Origin of the sequence: Streptomyces sp. NPDC048636, from assembly GCF_040650655.1 — a bacterium.
Lineage (GTDB): Bacteria > Actinomycetota > Actinomycetes > Streptomycetales > Streptomycetaceae > Streptomyces.
On the sequence record NZ_JBEZHR010000011.1, the window covers coordinates 100,416 to 119,185 of the forward strand.

The 18,770-nt window shown below is 74.6% G+C and carries 1 protein-coding gene; it reads left to right on the forward strand.

Annotation, left to right across the window (positions count from 1 at the left end):
- The first annotated feature begins 86 nt into the window (after positions 1-86).
- Positions 87-18,767: a non-ribosomal peptide synthase/polyketide synthase gene (locus AB0C66_RS26720; RefSeq protein ID WP_362443643.1), complete on the forward strand. Its 18,681-nt coding sequence runs from the start codon at positions 87-89 to the stop codon at positions 18,765-18,767.
- Positions 18,768-18,770 lie beyond the last annotated feature (3 nt).

An 18,770-nucleotide genomic window follows, 5' to 3' on the forward strand; every position in this document is an offset into this window, starting at 1 on the left:
GAACTCCCCACGCTCACTCCAGGTCGCACGGTATGCACCGCACCACACCGTCCCCGCCCCATACCGCTCCGAAGGGCCGCCCCATCATGATGGACCGCCACGAGACGTCATCCGGTCAGGCAACCGCCGGTTCGGCTGCCGCATCCCGGGAGGCACCGGGCCTGCCTCCCGCGGAGTGGAACGCCACCGGCCGGGACGCCTCCCGCGCCCCGCTGGACGCGCTGTTCGCGGTGTGGGCGGCGCGCACCCCGGACGCCCCGGCGCTGGTGGCGCAGGACCGGACCTGGTCCTTCGGTGAGGTCGAGGAGTGGGCGAACCGGCTGGCCCACCGGCTGATCGGGCAGGGGGTGGGGCCGGAGCGGGTGGTGGCGCTGGTGCTGCCGCGCTCGGCCGAACTGGTGGTGGCGGAGCTGGCGGTGGCCAAGGCCGGGGGCGCGTTCCTCCCGGTGGACCCGGCCCACCCCGGGGAGCGCCGGGCCATGATGCTGGCCGACGCCCGGCCCGCCGTGGTGCTGGACGATCCGGTGGCCATCCGCTCCGTGACCGGTCCGGGTCACGCGCCGGGCGACGCGGACCGGCTCGCGCCACTGCTGCCGGAGCACCCCGCGTATGTCATCTACACCTCGGGCTCCACCGGTGTGCCCAAGGGGGTGCTGGTGGCCCACGCCGGACTGGGGAACTTCTCGGCCGCGGCCGCCGAACACTACGCCGTACGACCCGGCGACCGGGTGCTCCAGTTCTCCTCGCCCAGCTTCGACGCCTCGGTGCTGGAGCTGTGTTCCTCGCTGCTGGCGGGGGCCGCGCTGGTGGTGCCTCCGGAAGGGCCGCTGCTGGGCGCCGAGTTGTCCACCGTGCTGCGGGAGCACGCGGTGACCCACGCGCTGATCCCCCCGGCGGCGCTGGCGACGGTGCCCGCGGAGGAGGTGCGCCGGGGGCTGCCGGGCTTGCGCACCCTGATCGTGGGCGCCGAGGCGTGCCCGGCCGGTCTGGTGGACCTGTGGGCGCCCGGCAGGCGGCTGGTCAACTCCTACGGTCCGACCGAGGCCACCGTGGTGGCCACCTGGACCGGTGCGCTGGAAGCGGGCTCCGGCACCCCGCCGATCGGCCGTCCGCTGCCCAACACCCGGGTGTACGTCCTGGACGGGGCGATGCGGCCGGTGCCGGTCGGCAGCACCGGGGAGTTGTACCTGACCGGTGTGGGAGTGGCGCGCGGCTATCTGGACCGGCCGGGGCTCACGGCGGAGCGCTTCCTCGCCGCCCCCTCCGGTCCACCGGGCGCCCGGATGTACCGCACCGGCGATCTGGCGCGCTGGACCGCCGACGGGCAGCTGGAGTTCCTCGGCCGGACCGACCACCAGGTCAAGGTGCGCGGGTTCCGGATCGAGCTGGGTGAGGTGGAGGCCGCGCTGGCCCGCCATCCGGAGGTCGGAGCCGCCGTGGTCACCGTCCGGGAGGACGAGCCGGGGCAGCGGCGGCTGGTGGCGTATGTGGTGCCCGCCGGTGGCGGGACCCGGCCGACCGCCGCCGAACTGCGGGCCGCGGTGGGCCGGTCGCTGCCCGCCCATATGGTGCCGTCCGCCTATGTGGTGCTGGACGCGTTCCCGCTCACCCCGCACCGCAAGATCGACCGCGCGGCGCTGCCCGCACCGCGTTCCGCCCCCGACGGCGACGCCCGGCACATCGCCCCGCGCACCCCGGCCGAGGCCGCCCTCGCCCGGATCTGGGCCGAGGTGCTTCCGGTGGACACCGTGGGCGTCGAGGACGACTTCCTCGGGCTCGGCGGCGACTCGATCCTGGGGGTCCGGCTGCTGTCGCGGGTCCGCGCGGAACTGGGCGCCGAACTGACCCTCCGTGAGCTGCTGGACGCCCGTACGGTGGCGCGGCTGGCGCGGGCGCTGCCCGCCGAGCCCCCGGCCGCGGACCCGCCGATCCCGGCCGCGCCGCGGGACCGCCCGCTGCCGCTGTCCGCCGCCCAGCGGCGGCTGTGGTTCCTGGACGATCTGACCTCCGGCGGCACCGAGTACAACACCGGGGCCGGGCTGCGGCTGAGCGGCCCGCTGGACGCGGCGGCGCTGTGCCGTGCGCTGGACGCGCTCGCCGCCCGCCATGACGCGCTGCGGACCACCTTCGCCACGGTGGACGGCCACGGGGTGCAGCGGGTGGCCGAGCGGGGCACCGTACCGCTGGAGCGCACCGATCTGAGCGGGCTGCCCGCCGCGGGGCGCGCCGAGGCCGTCGACCGGTTGCTGACCGAGGAGCTCAACCGCCCCTACGACCTGGAGCGGGGGCCGCTGACCCGGGCGCTGCTGATCCGGCTCGCCGACGACGACCACGTCCTGCTGCTGGCCCAGCACCACATCGTCACCGACGGCTGGTCGGTCGGGGTGCTGGTGGCCGAACTGGCCGCGCTCTACGGGGCGCAGACGACGGGCGCGGACGCAGGACTGCCGCCGCTGCCCGTCCAGTACCCGGACTACGCGGTGTGGGAGCGGAGCCGCCCGGCCCCGCCACGGCAGGAGACGGATCTGAAGTACTGGCGGACCAGGCTCGCCGGGATGCAGACGCTGGAGCTGCCCACCGACCGCCCCCGGCCGCCGGTGCGCACCACCGCGGGCGCGGTCCACCGCCATGAGCTGCCCGCCGATCTGGTGGCCGAGCTGGTCCGGCTCGGCCGGGAGCGTTCCAGCACGCTGTTCACCCTGCTCGCGGCGGCCGTGTCGGTGCTGTTCGCGCGCTATTCGGGGCAGCGGGACATCTCCTTCGGCACGGTCACCAACGGCCGCCACCGCAGCGAACTGGAGTCCGTCGCCGGGTTCTTCGTCAACACCCTGGTGCTGCGCTCCGAGGTGGACGGGGACACCACGGTCGAGCAGTTCCTCGACACCATGCGCGAAACGGTGCTGGACGCGTTCGGCCATGACGAGCTGCCGTTCGAGCGGGTCGTGGAGGAGCTGGCCCCGCAGCGCGACCCCAGCCGCAATCCGCTGGTGCAAGCGCTGGTCGTGCAGCAGGGCGCGATGGTGCCGACCCGCGATGCCGGTGGCCTGCGGATCACCGAGCACGCGCTGCCGCGGCCCGCCGCGCGGTTCGACCTGGTGCTGGAGTTCCTGCCGCGGGAGAGCGGTTCGCTGGGTCTGACGGTGGAGTACAACTCCGATCTGTTCGACGCCGGGACGATGGAGCGGATGGCCACCCATCTGCACCGGCTGCTGACGGGCATGGCGACGGCCCCGGAAACGCCCCTGATCGAGCTCCAGATGCTCACCGACACCGAGTGGCACACGCTGCTCGACTCCTGGAACGGGCGGGGGCGTCCGGCGCCGGACACCACACTGCCCGAGCTGTTCGAGGCCCAGGCGGCCCGCCGTCCCTCGGCCCCGGCGGTGGCCCACAGGGACGTCCGGCTGGGCTACGGAGAGGTGAACCGGCGCGCCAACCGGCTGGCCCGGCTGCTGATCGCCCGTGGTATCGGGCCGGAGCAGCTGGTGGCGCTGGCCCTGCCGCGCACCGCCGAGCTGGTCGTGGTGGTGCTCGCGGTGCTCAAGGCGGGCGCGGGCTATCTGCCGGTGGACCCCGGCTATCCGGCGCAGCGCATCGCGCTGATGCTGGACGACGCGGCGCCCGCGGTGGTGCTGACCACCGGTGAGGCGGCCGGTTCGCTGCCCCCGGGCGCGGACATCCTGGTCCTGGACGATCCCGCGGTCGGCGCCGATCTGGGCTCCCGCGAGGACGGCGACATCACCGACGCCGAGCGCGTCCGGCCGCTGGACCCGGCGCACCCCGCGTATGTCATCTACACCTCCGGCTCCACCGGCAGGCCCAAGGGCGTGGTGGTCACCCATCGCAGCGTGGCGGCTCTCGCGGCCTGGGCCGAGGCGGAGCTGGGGCGGGAGAGGCTGACCGATGTGGTGGCCTCCACCTCGCTCAACTTCGATGTGTCGGTGTTCGAGCTGCTGTGCCCGCTGCTGGCCGGGGGCAGTGTCGAGGTGGTCCGGGATCTGCCCGCGCTCGTCGATCCGCGGGAGCGGCCGCGCACCCCCGGGCTGATCAGCGGGGTGCCGTCGGTGTTCGCCCGGGTCCTGGGCGCGGATCCGGCGCGCTGGACGGAGGGGGCCGCCGGGACGGTGGTGCTGGCGGGCGAGGCGCTGCCCGCCCAGACCGTACGGGACGTCCGGGCCGCCATGCCCTCGTGCCGGATCGCCAATCTGTACGGGCCGACCGAGGCCACGGTGTACGCCACCGCGTGGTTCTGCGACGGCGCGGCGCCCGAGCAGGCCCCGCCGATCGGCCGGCCGGTGGCGGACACCCGCGCGTATGTCCTGGATCCGACCCTGCGGCTGGTGCCGCCCGGGGTGACCGGGGAGCTGTACCTCGGCGGCCAGAGCCTGGCGCGCGGCTATCTCAACCGGCCCGCGCTGACCGCCCGGCGGTTCGTGGCGGACCCCTTCGGCACCGTGGGCAGCCGGATGTACCGCACCGGCGATCTGGTGCGGTGGACCGGCGACGGCCAGCTGGAGTACATGGGCCGGGCCGACGACCAGGTCAAGATCCGTGGTTTCCGCATCGAGCTGGGCGAGGTGGAGACGGCGCTGCTGCGCCACCCCGAAGTGGCCGGGGCGGCCGCCGTGGCCAAGGAGTCCGGCGACGTCAAACGGCTGATCGCCTATGTGGTGGCGGCGCCGGGAGCCTCCCCGGACCCGGCCGGGCTGCGCCGGTTCCTGCGTCGCGGACTGCCCGACTACATGGTGCCCGCCACCGTCCTGGTGCTGGACCGGATGCCGCTCAGCCCCAACGGCAAGCTGGACCGCGGCAGGTTGCCCGACCCGGACTGGAGCGCCACCGCGGCGGGTGGCTATGTGGCGCCGCGGACGGCGACCGAGCGGACCCTCGCGGCGGTGTGGGCGGGGATCCTGCGGGTGGAGCGGGTCGGCGTGGAGGACAACTTCTTCTCCCTCGGCGGCGATTCGATCCTCAGTATCCAGGTGGTGTCCCAGGCGCGGCAGGCCGGGCTGCCGCTCACCTCGCGCGATGTCTACCGCCATCAGACGATCTCCGCACTCGCCCTGCATCTGGACACCTCCGCCCCCGCCGGGCGGCCGAGCGGGTCGGCGGAGCCGGAGGCCACCGGGGAACTGCCGCTGACGCCCATTCAGCACTGGCTCTTCGCACACGACCCGGGGCGGGCCGGACACTTCAACCAGACCGTGTCCATGGTGCTGGGCGAGGACGTGGACGAGGAAGCGCTGCGCGGCGCGCTGGCGGAGCTGCTGGCCCACCACGACGCGCTGCGCTCCCGCTTCCCGCTGCGCGAGGGCGGCACGGGCCGGAGCCAGTGGATCGAGGGCGTCGGGTCCACGGAGGTGCTGCGCCGTGCCGCCGGGGGCGACACCGGCCACCTCGGCGGTTTCGACCTGGCGGCGGAAACACCGCTGCGCGCGGTGTTCGAGGAGAGTGGCGGCGGACGGCCGCCGGTGCTCCATCTCACCGTGCACCACGCGGTGGTGGACGGGGTCTCCTGGCGCATCCTGCTGGAGGACCTGGACACCGCCTACCGCGCCCTGGCCCGGGGCGGCGCGGTCCGGCTGCCCGCGAAGTCGTCCTCGCTGCGCCACTGGGCGCTGCGGCTGACCCGGCACGCGGAGTCCGGGGGGTTCGACGACGAGACGGCGTACTGGGCCGGGGTGGCGGCCGGATGCGATCCGGCGCTGCCGACGGACCGTCAGGGCGCCAACACCTACGCCTCGGCCCGCTCGGTCACCATACGGCTCGGCGAGGACGAGACCACCGCACTGCTCCAGACCCTGCCCGAGGCGTACCGGACCCAGGTCAACGATGTGCTGCTGAGCGCGCTCGCACGGGTGCTGACCGACTGGACCGGCCGGGCCCGGGTCCCGGTGGACCTGGAGGGCCACGGCCGCGAGGAGCTCTTCGAGGAGGTGGACCTCTCCCGTACGGTCGGCTGGTTCACCACCCGTTTCCCGGTGGCGCTCGAACTGCCCGACGGCGACTGGGGCGCGGTGCTCAAGTCCGTGAAGGAGCAGCTGCGGGCGGTGCCGCGGCGCGGTCTGGGCTATGGGGTGCGGCGCCATCTGCCGGCGTCCGGCCCGTCCGGGGGCGTCCCGGACGGACCCACGGCGGGGATCAGCTTCAACTACCTGGGCCAGTTCGAGCTGCCGGGCGGTGGCGACGGGCTGTTCCGGGACACCCATCGCGAACTGTCCCTGGACGCCGACCCCGAGAGTGAGCGGCCGCACCCCCTGGAGGTGGTCGGCCGGGTCGAGGGGCGGACCCTGGAGTTCACCTGGTTCTACTCGGCCCAGCTGCACGACGAGGAGACCGTGGCCGGGCTGGCCGGGGAGTTCCGCCGGGCGCTGGTGGAGATCGCCCGGTACGGCAGCGCGCCCGGCGCCGGGGGCCGCACCCCGTCGGACTTCCCGCTCGCCACGCTCGACCAGGCCATGGTGGACCAACTGGCGGGCGACGGCGGTGCGGTGGAGGACATCTTCCCGCTCACCCCCACCCAGGCGGGCATGCTGTTCCACCGGCTGTCCCAGGACGACGGGCGCGTCTACTTCCAGCAGTTGGCCTTCGTCCTCGACGGGGTGCCCGACCCGGAGGCGCTGGCCGCGGCGTGGCAGCGGGTGGCCGACCGTACGCAGGTCCTACGGTGCCGCGCGGTGTGGGACGGAGTGGCCGAACCGCTCCAGGTGGTGGAGCGCGCGGTGCGGATGCCGGTCGTCCACCTCGACTGGCGGGGGCTGGCCGAGGAGGCCCGCCGGGAGGAGCTGCGGCGTTTCCTCGCCGAGGACCGGGAACGCGGTCTGGACCCGGGCACCGCGCCGCTGACCCGGCTGGCGCTCGCCCGGCTGTCGGCCACCGAGGTCCAGGTGGTGTGGACCTTCGACCATCTGATCCTGGACGGCTGGAGCCTGTTCCAGGTGCTGTCGGACGTCTTCCACTGCCATGCGCGGGCCCGGGACGGCGCGCGCGGTGCGGCCGTGGCCGACGGGCTGCCCAGCCGCCGTCCCTTCCGCGACTATGTGGCCTGGCTGCGCGAGCAGGACGGGGAGCGCGCCGAGCAGCACTGGCGGGGGCGGCTCGCCGGGCTGTCGGAACCCACCGCGCTGCCCTTCGACCGGGAGCCCACCGAGACCCATCACGCGGAGTCCACCGAGGCGGTGCTGACGACGGTGCCCGCCGAGGTCTCACGGCGGCTGGAGGAGCTGGCCCGGAACGAGGGGCTGACGGTCAACACCTTCCTCCAGGGGGCGTGGGCGCTGCTGCTGGCCCGGCAGACCGGCCGCGACGATGTGGTGTTCGGCACGACGGTGTCCGGGCGTCCGGCCGAACTCCCGGGCGCGCCGGAGATGAACGGGCTCTTCATCGCCACCCTGCCCACCCGGGTGCGGGTGCCCTCCGGCGCCACCCTGCTGAGCTGGCTGCGCGAGGTGCAGTCGGCACAGACCGAGGACCGGCGGTTCGACTTCGTACCGCTGCCCCGGCTGCGCTCGTGGACCGGGCTTGCCGAGCGGGTCAACCTCTTCGACAGCATCGTGGTGTTCGAGAACTATCCGGTGGGCGGCGATCTCGCCGCCGCGCACGGGCTGGCGCTGCGGGAGCTCGACGGCGTCGAGACCACCAACTACCCGCTGAACCTGGTGGTCTACCCGGGCGAGGAGCTGACGCTGCGGCTCGGCTACGACCCGGCGCTGTTCGACCCGGCCACCGTGGAGCGGATGGCGGAGTATCTGTCGGTGCTGCTCGCCGGGATGGCGGAGAGCCCGGACCGGGCACCGGCCCGGCTGCCGATGCTCACCCCGGAGCGCCGCCGGGTGCTCCAGGAGTGGAACGACACCGCGGTCCCGGTGGCCGAGGCCGCCCTCCCCGAACTGTTCGCCGCGCGGGTCCGCGAGGCCCCGGACGCCGTGGCGCTGGACGGCGACCGCGGCCCGGTGACCTACCGGGAGCTGGACGTCCGCGCCAACCGGCTGGCCCACCGGCTGACCGGGCTCGGTGTCCGGCCCGAGCACCCGGTGGCGGTGCTGATGGACCGTTCGGTGGAGCTGATCGTGGCGCAGCTGGCCGTGGTCAAGGCGGGCGGGGTGTATGTCCCGCTGGACGTCCGGGCGCCCGAGGACCGGCTGCGCACGGTGCTGGCCGAGGCGTCGGCGGACGTCCTGCTGACCGACCGCGCCTGGGAGCGCACCGCCGGGGAGGTCCCGCACGGCGGGCGGACCGTGATGGTGACGCCCGGCGACGACGGGGAGGGTCCCTGCGATCCGCCGCGGGTGGCGGTGTTCCCCGACTCCACCGCGTATCTGATGTTCACCTCCGGCTCCACCGGGCGGCCCAAGGGGGTCGCGGTGCGCCACCGGGATGTGGCGGCGCTCGCGGCCGACCGTGCCTTCGCCGGGCACGACCGGGTGCTGGTGCACTCCCCGCAGGCGTTCGACGCCTCCACGTACGAGGTGTGGGTGCCGCTGCTGCGGGGCGGCACCGCCGTCCTCGCACCCGAGGGGGACGTGGACGCGGACACCGTGCGCCGGGCGATCGACACCCATGACGTGCGCTGTCTGTGGCTGACCGCCGGGCTGTTCCGGCTGCTGGCGCAGGACGCGCCGGAGTGTCTGCGGGGCGCCCGGGAGGTGTGGACCGGCGGTGATGTGGTGCCCGCGGCGGCGGTGCGCCGGGTGCTCGACGCCTGCCCGGGGCTGACGGTCGTCGACGGCTACGGGCCCACCGAGACCACCACCTTCGCCACCCGGCGGGCCTTCCATGCCGGGGAGGAGCTGCCGCGCGCACTGCCCATCGGACGGCCGCTGGACAACACCCGGGTGCATGTCCTGGACACCGCCCTCCAGCCCCAGCCGCCGGGCATCCCGGGTGAGTTGTACATCGCGGGCGCCGGTCTGGCGCGGGGCTACCGCAACCGTCCCGGCGCCACGGCCGAGCGGTATGTGGCCGATCCGTTCGGCCCGCCCGGGTCCCGGATGTACCGCACCGGCGACATCGTGGCGTGGAGTGACGACGGCGAACTGACCTTCGTGGGGCGGGCCGACGACCAGCTGAAGATCCGTGGCTTCCGGATCGAACCGGGCGAGGTCGAGGCCGCGCTGGTCCGCCACGAGGCCGTGGCGGAGGCGGTGGTGGCCCTCGCCCGGGACGGCGAGCGCGCCCTGCTGGTGGCCTACGCGGTCCCGGTCCGCGGCGGCGCTCTGCCCGCGGCCGGGGAGCTGCGGTCCTTCCTGGGCGCCACACTGCCGGACTACATGGTGCCCGCGGTCTTCACCGCCCTGGACGAACTGCCGCTGACCGGCAACGGCAAGGTGGACCGCCGGCGGCTGCCCGCGCCGGACTGGACGGCGGCGACCGGCGCCGGATATGTGGCGCCCCGCACCGACGCCGAGCGGGCGCTCGCGGAGATCTGGGGCACCCTGCTGGGCCGCGACCGGATCGGGGTCGAGGACAACTTCTTCATGCTGGGCGGGGATTCGATCCTCAGCATCCAGGTGGCCTCCCGCGCCCGGCAGGCGGGACTTTCGCTGACCCCCCGGGAGCTGTTCCGGCATCCCACGATCGCGTCGCTCGCCACCGTGGCGCACGCCGACACCCGTCCGGTGACCGACACCGGACCGGTCTCGGGAGAGCTGCCGCTCACCCCGATCCAGCACTGGTTCTTCACCACCCAGACCGCCCGGCCCGACCACTTCAACCAGTCCGTGACGGCCGAACTCGCCCCGGACACCGATCTCCCCGCGCTGCGCGCGGCGCTGGCCGCGCTGCTGGTCCACCATGACGCGCTGCGGATGCGCTTCGAGCGGCGGGCCGACGGCGGCGTACGGCAGTACTGCCCGCCGCCGGACCCGGCGGACGCGGTGCCGCTGCGCGAGGTGGATCTGTCGGGCCTGGACGCGGCGGAGCGACGGACCGCCGGGGACGTGGCCGTGGCCGCGGCCAACGCCGGATTCGAGCTGGCGGACGGACCACTGCTGGCCGCTGTGGTCTCACGGGGGGCGCCCGGCGAACCCCTCACCCTCTTCCTTACCGTGCATCACCTGGTGGTGGACGGGGTGTCCTGGCGGGTGCTGCTGGAGGACCTGGACACCGCGTACCGCCAGGCGGCCCGGCGTGAGCCGATCGCCCTCGGCGCCCGGACCACCTCGCTGCGCGACTGGTCGCTGCGGCTGGCCGAACACACCGCAGCGGGCGGCTTCGACGCCGAACTCCCCCACTGGACGGCGGTGGTGGCGGACTGCGCCACCGGGCTGCCGGTGGACGGCGCCGGGGAGAACACCGTGGCGGCCATGGAGTCGGTCACCGTGCGGCTGGACCGCGAGCTGACCACCGCGCTGCTCCAGGAGGTGCCCGAGGTCTACCGCACCCGGATCGACGATGTGCTGCTCGCGGCGCTCGGCCGGGTCCTGGCCGACTGGACCGGACGCCGCCGGGTCGCCGTGGACCTGGAGGGCCACGGCCGGGAGGAGCATCTGCTCGACGGCACCGACCTGTCGCGTACGGTCGGCTGGTTCACCACCATGTTCCCGGTGGCCCTGGACGTTCCGGCGGGCGGCTGGGGCGAGACCCTGAAGTCCGTCAAGGAGCAGCTGCGGGCGGTGCCCGCGCGCGGTATCGGCTACGGGGCGCTGCGCCACCTCGCCCCGGCGGACCACCCCGCCGCCACGGAGCTGCGGGACGCCCCGGAGCCCCGGATCAGCTTCAACTACCTCGGCCGGTTCGACTGGTCGGACCCGGGTGAGGACACCGCCTCCCTGGTGCGCACCGTACGGGGCGGCCTCGGCGGCGACGCCGCGCCGGAGTCCGCGCGGGCCCATCTGCTGGACGTGGTGGGCCGGGTGGAGCAGCGCCGTCTGGAACTCACCTGGTACTACGGCACGGCGACGCACACCGAGGAGACGGTGACCCGGCTGGCCCGGGAGACCGTGCGCGCGCTGGAGGAGATCGTCGGCCACTGCGCCGGACCCGGCGCCGGGGGCCGCACCCCGTCGGACTTCCCGCTGGCCCGGCTGGACCAGGCCGCGGTGGACCGGATCGCCGCCGACGGGCGTGAGGTGGCGGACATCTATCCGCTGACCCCGATGCAGGCGGGCATGCTCTTCCACCACCTCGTGGACCCTGCCTCGGACGCCTATGTCAACCAGGTGCAGCTGACGATGACCGGGGTGGCCGACCCGGAGGCACTGGCCACCGCGTGGCAGCGGACCGCGGACGCCAACCCGATCCTGCGCACCCATCTGGTGTGGGCGGAGACGGCCGAACCGCTCCAGGTCGTCCGGGGGCGCGCCGCGGTGCGGATCGTCCACCACGACTGGACCGCCCGGCCGGAGCGGTGGCGGGAGGCCGAACTGGACCGGCTGCTCGCCGAGGACCGGGCCGAGGGGATCGACCTGGGCACCGCGCCGCTGATGCGGCTGGCGCTGATCCGGCTCTCCGCCGACGAGGTGCGGCTGATCTGGACCTTCCACCATGTGCTGCTGGACGGGTGGAGCGCGGCGCAGGTCTTCGACGAGATCTGCGAGCGGTACACGGAGCTGACCACCGGGCGTACCGCCGTGGTGCCGTCCCGGCGCCCCTTCCGCGCCTATCTGGGCTGGCTGGCCGAGCAGGACACCGCGGAGGCCGAGCGGTTCTGGCGCGAGGCGCTGGCGGGCTTCACCTCACCGACCGAACTGCCCCGCGACCGGCCCGCGGTGGAGGCGCACCGTACGGCGTCCTCGGGCACCCACAAGGTCACCCTCGGGGCCGAGGAGTCGGCCCGGCTGCGGACCGCGGCCCAGCACAACGGGCTGACGATGAACACGGTGGTGCAGGGGGCGTGGGCGCTGCTGCTCGCGCGCTACAGCGGTACGGACGACGTGGTGTTCGGCACCACGGTCTCCGGGCGTCCGGCGGCGCTGGCGGGCGTGGAGTCGATGGTCGGGGTGTTCATCAACACGGTGCCCACCCGGGTGCGGGTGGACGGCGGACTGACGCTGCTGGCCTGGCTGCGGGAGCTCCAGACGGCCCAGTCGGAGTCCCGGCGTTTCGACTTCGTCTCCCTGGCGCAGCTGCGGAGCTGGAGCGATGTGCCCGGGGGGAGGAACCTCTTCGACAGCATCGTGGTGTTCGAGAACTACCCCTTCGACAGCGAGGCCATCGCCGCGCACGGTCTGGGCATCCGGCAGGAGCGGGATCTCGAACCGACGAACTACGCGCTCAGCGTGGTGGTGGCGCCCGAGGAGCGGCTCTCGGTGTCACTGGACTACGACCCGGCCGCGTTCGACGCGCCGACGGTCGAGCGGCTGGGCGGCACTCTGCGCGGGCTGCTGGAGGAGATGGCGTCCGACCCGGCCCGCCGGGTGGCGGATCTGCCGCCGGCGGGCGCGGAGGAGACCCGGCGGATCCTGGCGGAGTTCAGCGGGCCGGTGGCCCCGGGACCGGACGCGGTGCTGCCGGAGCTGTTCCAGGCCCAGGCGGCCCGGACACCGGAGGCGGTGGCCGTACGGGCGGGGGGCGGATCGCCCGGCGGATCCCTCACCTACCGGGAGCTGAACGAGCGCGCCAACCGGCTGGCCCGGCTGCTGATCGCCTCGGGCGCCGGCCCCGAGCGCTTTGTGGCGCTCTCGTTGCCACGCACCCCGGAGCTGGTGGTGGCGCTGCTCGCGGTGGTGAAGTCGGGGGCCGGATATCTGCCGGTGGATCCTGCGTACCCGGCCGAACGCGTCGCGTTCATGCTCGAGGACATCGCTCCGGACATCGTGCTGACCACCGCGGAGCAGTCGACGCGGATCCCGGCCGGGCGGGCCGCTCATCTCCTGCTGGACGGCGCGGAGTTCGCGGACCGGATGGCCGGGGAGGACCCCCGCGACCTCACCGACGCCGACCGCCGCGGCCCGCTGGACCCCGCCCATCCCGCCTATGTCATCCACACCTCGGGGTCGACCGGCACGCCGAAGGGCGTGGTGGTCACCCACAGAAGCGTGGCGGCGCTGGCGGCGTGGGCGGCAGCGGAGTTCGGCGCGGCGGGGCTGTCCCATGTGGTGGCCTCCACCTCGCTCAACTTCGATGTGTCGGTCTTCGAGATCCTCTGCCCGCTGCTGGCCGGGGGCTCCCTGGAGGTGGTGCGTGATCTGCTCGCGCTGGCCGAGCGGACCGGTCCGTGGTCGGCCGGTCTGCTCAGCGCGGTGCCGTCCGCGCTGGGGCAGGTGCTCGGCGAGGGCGCGGTGTCGGTCAGCGCGGACACCGTGGTGCTGGCGGGCGAGGGGCTCGCCGCCCGGACCGTACAGGAGGTGCGCGCCGCCGTTCCGGGCTGCCGGGTGGCGAACATCTACGGCCCCACCGAGGCCACCGTCTACGCCACCGCGTGGACCTGCGATCCGGCGGACCCCGGGCGGACCCCGCCCATCGGTTCCCCGGTGGCCGCCACCCGGGCGTACGTCCTGGACGCGCGGCTGCGGCCGGTGCCGGTCGGGGTGCCCGGGGAGCTCTTTCTCGCCGGGGCCGGACTGGCCCGCGGCTACGCCGGGCGGCCGGGGCTGACCGCGGACCAGTTCACCGCCGATCCCTTCGGCCCCGCGGGCGGGCGGATGTACCGCACCGGCGACCTGGTGCGCTGGGACGCCGACGGGCAGCTGGAGTATCTGGGCAGGACCGACGACCAGGTCAAGGTGCGTGGGTTCCGGATCGAACTGGGCGAGGTCGAGGCCGCGCTGGCGCGCCATCCGGAGGTGGCCGGGGCGGCCGCGGCGGTGGTGGACACCGCGGGCCATAAGCGGCTGGCCGGGTATGTGGTCCCGGTGCCGGGCGCCACGGTGGACCAGGCCGCGATGCGGGAGTTCCTGGCCCGCAGCCTGCCCGACCATATGGTCCCGGCGGCCGTGGTCGGGCTGGAGCGGCTGCCGTTGGGGCCGAGCGGCAAACTCGACCGGCGGGCGCTGCCCGCCCCGGACTGGGCCGCCCCCACGGCGGGACGTGTCGCGCCGCGCACGGAGACCGAGAAGGCACTGGCCGAGATCTGGGCCGAGGTGCTGGGGGTGGCGGAGGTCGGCGTCGAGGACAACTACTTCACCCTCGGCGGCGATTCCATCCTCAGCATCCAGATCGTGTCCTCGGCGCGCCGCGCCGGGATTGATCTGACGCCGCGTCACCTCTTCGTGCACCAGACCGTGGCCGCCCTGGCCGCCGCCGCGGAGGGCGCGGTGTCCTCGGCGGCCACCGCCGAACAGGGCCCGGTGCTGGGCGAGGTGCCGCTCACCCCGATCCAGCACTGGCTGTTCGAGAGCCTGCCGGAGAGCCCGTGGCACTTCTCCCAGTCGCTCTCCGCCGAGCTGACCGGACCGGTGGACACCACCGCGCTGGGCGCGGCGCTGGCGGCCCTGCTGGACCACCACGACGCCCTGCGGATGCGGTTCGAGCGCACCGGGGACGGCCCGTGGCGGCAGCACAACGCGCCACCCGGTGACGAGCCGGTGCTCGAGCTGGTCGACCTGTCCGGGCACGAGCCCGCACGGCGGGACGCGGCGCTGCGGGAGGCCGCGGCACGGATCGAGGCCGGATTCGACCTGGCCCGGGGCCCGTTGCTGCGAGCCGCCCTGTTCACCCGGGGCGACGGGGAGCGTCCGGTCCTGCTGCTCACCGCCCACCACCTGGTGGTGGACGCCGTCTCCTGGCGTGTGCTGCTGGAGGACCTGGAGACCGCCTACCGCGCCCTCGCCGAGGGCCGGACGGCCGGGCTCGGCCCGAAGACCACCTCGTTCCGCGAGTGGGCGCTGCGGCTGCGCGACCACACCGCGGCCGGGGGCTTCGCCGCCGAACAGGCCCACTGGGCCGCGCTGGACGGCGGTGCCGAGCTGCCCACGGACAGCGAGGGGCCGAACACCGTGGCCTTCGAGGAGTCGGTGGCCGTCCGGCTGGACACCGCCACCACCCGCGCCCTGCTCCAGGACGTGCCCGGGGTCTACCGGACCCGGATCAACGACGTCCTGCTGTGCGCGCTGGGGCGGGTGCTCGGCCGCTGGACCGGCCGGGACCGGGTGCTGGTGGACCTGGAGGCGCACGGCCGCGAGGAGATCTTCGAGGGTGTCGATCTCTCCCGTACCGTCGGCTGGTTCACCAGTATGTTCCCCGTCGCGCTCGAGGGCTCGGGCGAAGGCTCTCTCGCGGACTCGCTGAAGGCCGTCAAGGAACGGCTGCGAGCGGTACCGGGCAACGGGCTGAGCTACGGCGCGCTGCGCCATCTGCCGCCCGGCGCCGTACCGGACCTCCCGGCCGCGTCACCGCGGATCAGCTTCAACTACCTGGGGCAGCTGGACTGGGCCCGCCCCGGGGCGGGTCCGGACGGCGGGCTGCTGCACACCCTGCGCGACGATCTGGACGGCGGGATGAGCGCGGACGCGCCCCGGTCGCATCTGATCGATGTGGTCGGCCGGGTGGCGGGCGGCGCACTGGAGCTGTCCTGGTCGTACGCGCGCAGTCTGCACCGGCGCGCCACCGTGCTCGGGCTCGCCGAGGAGATGGCCGAGGAGCTGCGGGCGATCGTCGCGCTGTGCGCCGCGCCCGGCTCCGGCGGCCGGACACCGTCGGACTTCCCGCTGGCCGCCCTGGACCAGGAGACCGTGGACCGGCTGGCGGGCGACGGGCGGGACGTGGCGGACATCTATCCGCTCACCCCCACCCAGTCCGGGCTGGTCTTCCACGGGCTGGCCCAGCAGGGCCAGGGGCTCTACGTGGAGCAGGCGACCTTCGTACTGGACGGGGTCCGGGACACCGCCGTGCTCGCCGCCGCCTGGCAGCATGTCGTCGACCGCACCCCGGTGCTGCGCAGTGAGGTGGTGGTGCGCGGGGTGCCAGAACCCCTCCAGATCGTGCGGCCCGCCGCGACCGTGCCCGTCGAGGTACACGACTGGAGCGGACTGGACGAGGACGGGTGCGCCGCCGCGCTGGAGCGGCTGCTCGAGGAGGACCGCGCCCGGGGTCTCGACCTGACCGCGGCGCCCCTGCTGCGGGTCGCCCTGGCCCGGCTCTCGCCCACCGGGGTACGGGTGCTGTGGACCTTCCACCATGTACTGCTGGACGGGTGGAGCGTCTTCCAGGTGCTGTCGGACGTGTTCGCCGCACATGCCGCGCTGGCCGCGGGCACACCGCCGCGGCTGCCGTCCCGCAGGCCGTTCGGGGACTATGTGGCCTGGCTCGGCGGCCAGGACCGCGCCCGGGCCGAGGAGCACTGGCGGACGGCGATGGCCGGGTTCGCGGCGGCCACCGCCCTGCCCTACGACCGCAGGCCCGCTCCGCACACCCCGACCCGCTCCTCGCGCTGGCTCTCCCAGCGGCTCGGCGAACGGGAGACCACGGCCCTCCAGGACTTCGCCCGGCGCCACCGGCTGACCCTCAACACCGTGGTCCAGGGCGCGTGGGCGCTGCTGGTGTCGCGCTGGAACGGGGAGACGGACGTGTGCTTCGGGGCCACGGTGTCCGGGCGGCCGACCGAACTGCCCGGCGCCGACGACATCACCGGCATCTTCATCAACACCCTGCCGGTGCGTACCGAGGTGGACGGCGGTGCCGCCACCGCGGCATGGCTGCGCACACTCCAGACCGAACAGGCGGAGGCGCGCGGCTTCGGCCATGTGCCGCTGTCCCGGATCCAGGGCTGGAGCGGGGTGCCGGGCGGGGCCAACCTCTTCGAGAGCCTGGTGGTGTTCGAGAACTACCCGATCAACAGCTCCGCGGCGGCGGAGCACGGTCTCGCGGTCCGTGACCTCCACGCCCTGGAGAGCACCAACTACGCGCTCACCGTGGTCGTCTCCCCCGGTGCGGAGCTGGCGGTGGAACTCGGCTGGGATCCCCGGCTGTTCGACGAGATCACCGCGGAGCGGCTGGCCGCCCAGCTGACCCAGGTGCTCGGCGCCCTCGCCGCGGCCCCGGACGAACTGCCGCTGGACCGGATCGACATCCTGCCCGAGGCCGAGCGGCGACGGATCCTGACCGAGGGGAACGACACCGGCCGTGAGGCGCCACTCGTCACCCTGGCCGAGCTGTTCGAGGCGGCGGCGGACCGCTGGCCCGACGCGCCCGCGGTGGTCTCCCCCGACACCGAGCTGTCCTACGCCGAGCTGGAGCGGCGGGCCAACCGCCTCGCCCACCGCCTCATCGCCCAGGGGGTCGGCCCGGGCCGGATCGTGGCCCTGGTCCTGCCCCGCTCGGTGGAGATCGTGGTGGCCCAGCTCGCGGTGGCCAAGGCCGGCGGCGCCTATCTGCCCGTCGACCCCGGCTACCCCGCCGGGCGGATCGCCCTGATGCTCGAGGACGCCGCGCCGCTGGTCACCCTGGAGGGCCCGGACGCGGTGAACGTGGCCGAGGGGCCGGACCACCGCCCCGGCGACGCGGACCGCCATGGGCCCGTCGGCCCGGACGACGCGGCGTACGTCATCTACACCTCGGGCTCCACCGGAACCCCCAAGGGTGTGGTGGTCACCCACCGCGGGCTCGGCGGCTTCGCCGCCGCCGAGGCCGAGCACTACCAGGTGCGGCCGGGCGACCGGGTGCTCCAGTTCGCCTCGCCCAGCTTCGACGCCTCCGTCCTGGAGCTGTGCATGTCGCTGCCGGCCGGGGCGATGCTGGTGGTGCCCGAGGCCGGTCCGCTGCTGGGCGGTCAGCTGGCCCGGGTGCTGCGGGAGCGGCGGATCACCCACACCCTGATCCCGCCCGCGGCCCTGGCCACCCTGCCCCCGGGCACCGAGGAGGAACTGCCCGGGCTGCGCACGCTGATCGTCGGAGGGGACGCCTGCGGTGCGGAGCTGGTGGCCCGGTGGGCACCGCACCACCGGATGATCAACTCCTATGGGCCCACCGAGACCACCGTGGTGGCCACCTGGTCCGATCCGCTCGACCCCGACGGCGCCCCGCCGCCGATCGGGCGGCCGGTGCCCCACACCGGTGCGCGGGTGCTCGACCGGCGGCTGCGGCCGGTGCCCCCGGGAGTCCCCGGGGAACTGTGGATCTCCGGGCCTTCGCTGGCCCGCGGCTATCTGGGCCGTCCGGGACTGACCGCGGAACGGTTCGTGGCCGACCCCTACGGCCCGCCCGGCAGCCGGATGTACCGCACCGGCGATCTGGCCCGCCATGACGCGTGGGGCCGGATCCACCACCTGGGGCGCACCGACCACCAGCTCTCGCTGCACGGCTACCGCATCGAGGCCGGGGAGGTGGAGACCGCCCTGTGCGGCCATCCGGACCTCGTGGCGGCGGTGGTGACCGTCCGGGAGGACGAGCCCGGGGTACGCCGTCTGGTGGCGCATGTGGTGCCCGCCGCCGGGGCCACCGCCCCGGACACCGCCGAGCTGCGCGACCTGCTGGGCCGGACGCTGCCGGCGCATATGGTCCCGTCGGCCTTCGCCGTCCTGGACCGGCTGCCGCTCACGGAGAACGGCAAGACCGACCGTGCCGCCTTGCCCGCGCCCGCCGCCGCGACCGCTCCGGCGGCCCGCTTCGTCCCGCCGAGCACCCCCACCGAGGAGGTCCTCGCGGAGATCTGGGCGGAGGTGCTGGGAGCGGCCCGGGTCGGCGCGGAGGACGAGTTCTTCGCGCTGGGCGGCGACTCGGTGCGCAGTCTGCTGATCGCCTCCCGGGCGAAGGAGGCGTTCGGTGTGGAGCTGACGCCGCGGGACATCCTGACCGCGCGCACCGTCTCCGGCCTCGCCGACCTGGTCGAGGAGTCCATCCTGCGCGAACTCGAAGACGCCGCCGCGAGCGGCGACCACCACGAACGGTAGAGG

What these genes read in the sequence shown, in the direction of transcription:
- AB0C66_RS26720 (WP_362443643.1), top strand. Translation starts at nt 87, where the DNA reads ATGATGGACCGCCACGAGACGTCATCCGGTCAGGCAACCGCCGGTTCG.